Raw genomic sequence first — 2,946 nt, 5'->3', positions numbered from 1 at the left:
TCCCCCGCCACGCGGGGGAGGATCAGGGCGGAAAGATCTCGTAGTGCGGCTTCGACGTGCTCGACGCGCTGGCGGGTGGCGTCGCCGACCTGCAGGGCCATGACGGTGGTAGCCACCTTGTCGGCGATGGCGCGGGACATCTGACCGGTGACGGCGCTGGAGCGGACCGAGGTGAGGCGCTGCTCGGTGACTTCGGCGAGGTCGCGCTCGAGCTCGGTGGCGAGGGTCGAGAGCGTATCGCGATGCGCCTGCTCGAAACTGGCGCGGGCGGTGGCGGCTTCAGCAACGACGATGCTGAGCGCCTCGTAGGTGCGCGAGAAGCGCTGGATGGTGGTGGCGGCGGATTCCGACAGCTGCGCGATATCGGTGGTGAAGACGCCGAAATCTTCGGCGTCGGTGACCACGCTGGCAGCGACGACGCGGGCATTGATGGCGACGATGCCCATCATCTTGACGGTGCGGCGCAGCTCGGAGATCGGGTGCGAAGCGCCGCGCAGCGCGTCGACCAGCCGGTTGAGATCGGCCTGTTCGGCTCCGAGCGTGACGGAAATCTCGCCGGCGCGGCGACCGACGACGGCGAGGCGATCGGTGGCCTCGGCGAGGTCCGGACCTTCGAGGTCGACCGGCAGGGTCTCGAAAGTATCCGTGAGGCGCGACAGGATTTCGGCGCACTCGGCGAGGCGGCCGCCGACGGCGACGAAGGCGCCATCGATGGCGTCGCGCGGTGCGGCGAGGTCGGCGGCGAGGGCGAGGATGCGGGACGCGAGGGTGTCCGCGTCAGCACTACTGAGAGTCTGGCCGCCCCCTCCACCAGCCTGCGGCTGGTCCCCCTCCCCCGCGACGCGGGGGAGGATCAGGGAGAGCTCAGTGGCTGCGGACGAAGTCATGCGGTGTCCTTTTGCGGGGCACGGGCGGCGTAGCTGGTGATTTCGGTGGCGACGCGGCGCAGGGCGACCACCTTGTCGGCGGCGCCGAGCGCAATGGCTTCCTTGGGCATGCCGAAGACGATCGAGCTCTCTTCGTCCTGGGCGAGCGTGGTGGCGCCGGCCTGTTTCATTTCGAAGAGGCCGCGGGCGCCGTCGTCGCCCATGCCGGTCAGGATAATGCCGAGTGCGTTCCTGCCGGCGGCATAGGCGGCGGAGCGGAACAGCACGTCGACCGAGGGGCGATGGCGCGACACGTGCGGCCCATCGACGATGCTGACGGTGTAGCGCGAGCCCGAACGCTGCAGCGCCATGTGGCGGTTGCCCGGGGCGATCAGCACGCGGCCGGCCTCGACCACATCGCCATCCTCGGCCTCCTTCACCTCCATCTGGCAGATGCCATTGAGACGGCGGGCGAAGGCGGCGGTGAAGCGCTCTGGCATATGCTGGACGATGACGATGCCGGGTGTGGTGGCGGGCAGCGCCTCCAATACATCGCGCAGCGCCTCGGTGCCGCCGGTGGAGGCGCCAATGCATATGACCGGCGCGGTAGTGGGCATAGAAGCGGCAGCCGAAGCGGCCCGGGCAGCGGAGCGCTGCGGGATCACCGCGTCGGCAGTGAGCTTCTTTTCGACCGTGAGCTTGGGCGCCGGCGGGCGGACCCGCCCCTTCAAGCGCGCATGGGCAGCGGAGCGGGCTGCCTCGCAAATGCGGACGCGGGAATCGTGCAGGAACTGGGCGGTATCGACGCGCGGCTTCTGCACCACATCGACCGCGCCGGCCTCCAGCGCCTCGATCAGCGTGTCGCTGCCTTCGCTGGCATGCGACGAGCAGATCACCACGGGAATCGGCCGCTGCGACATCAGTTTGCGGAGGAAGGTGATGCCGTCCATGCGCGGCAGCTCGATATCGAGGATGATGACATCGGGCACTTCGGCGCGGATGCGCTCGACCGCGATATAGGGGTCGGCCGCCGTCGCCATCACCTCGAGCTCGGGGTCGGACGAAATGATGTCCGAGAGCGTGGTGCGCACGGCGGCGGAATCGTCGACGATCAGCACACGGATCTTACGGTCGGTTTCGGCTGGGGCGGACATCTGGGGGGATCTCAGAGCTTCTGGAACACGGCGGGGGCGACCTGCCGCACGGCGAGCGAGGTGCCGATCATCGACTCCGAATGTCCCAGCACGATGTAGCCACCGGGACGCAGGTGATCGACGAGGCGGGCGACGACGGCGTCCTGGTCGGCCTTCTCGAAATAGATCAGCACGTTGCGGAGGAAAATCACGTCGACATCGCGATCGAACGGATAGCTCTGGTCCATCAGGTTGAGATGGGTGAAGCGCACCTGGCGGCGCAGCTCGGGCACCATGCGCACCTCGCGGCGGGCGCCGGGGCGGCGGGCATGCATGAGGTAGCGCGCCTGCATCTCGGGCGGTACCGGCGCGATCATCTCGGCCGGATAGACGGCACGACGGCCCTGCGCCAGCACGGCGGTGGAGATGTCGGTGCCGAGGATGGCGAACCGGAAATCGCTGCGTTGCGACTGCAGGTCGTCGAGCACCATGGCGAGGGTATAGGCCTCCGCGCCGGTGGAGCTGGCGGCGCTCCAGATCTTCAGCAGCGGGTTGCGCTCGCGGGCCTTGAGCAGGGTGGGGACCATGTGCTCGACCAGGAAGTCGAAGTGCTCGGCCTCGCGGAAGAAGTCGGTCTTGTTGGTGGTGACGGCGTTGATCAGATGGGTGAGCTCGCGCTCGAGTCCGCCCTGCTTGAACAGCAGGCTGCAATAGCTGGCGAAATCGGGCTGGCCGAGGGCCCGCATGCGCTTGCGCAACCGTCCCTCGACCATCAGGCGCTTGCCCGGCGGCAGCTTGATCCCGGCCTCGCCCTCGATCAGCTTGGCGATCACCTGGCCGCGCCCGCGCACGCAGTCGTCGGTGGCGAGCACCAGATCTTCGTCTGGCGCCCCGGCCACCCGCACGGCGCGTTTGACGACACCGCGCTCGACGCGCTTCGCCCCGGC

General features: G+C 68.6%; 3 protein-coding genes. All 3 read right to left on the bottom strand.

Going from position 1 to position 2,946, the window contains the following annotated elements; translation table 11 throughout:
- Positions 1-887: hypothetical protein (locus VW23_RS21340; protein WP_141728429.1), on the bottom strand; the 887-nt coding region annotated here is incomplete at its 3' end.
- Positions 884-2,020, bottom strand: a complete 1,137-nt coding sequence (locus tag VW23_RS21335) for a protein-glutamate methylesterase/protein-glutamine glutaminase (RefSeq protein ID WP_069911520.1) — start codon at positions 2,018-2,020, stop codon at positions 884-886. The genes VW23_RS21335 and VW23_RS21340, both read right to left, overlap by 4 nt.
- A gap of 11 nt (positions 2,021-2,031) precedes the next feature.
- The gene (locus VW23_RS21330; RefSeq protein WP_069911521.1) at positions 2,032-2,874 is read right to left on the bottom strand and encodes a CheR family methyltransferase; all 843 of its coding nucleotides are present in this window, start codon (positions 2,872-2,874) and stop codon (positions 2,032-2,034) included.
- Between the last annotated feature and the right edge of the window lie 72 nt (positions 2,875-2,946).

Origin of the sequence: Devosia insulae DS-56, assembly GCF_000970465.2 — a bacterium.
Taxonomy (GTDB): domain Bacteria; phylum Pseudomonadota; class Alphaproteobacteria; order Rhizobiales; family Devosiaceae; genus Devosia_A; species Devosia_A insulae.
This window is presented reverse-complemented; position numbering and strand designations above follow the sequence as displayed.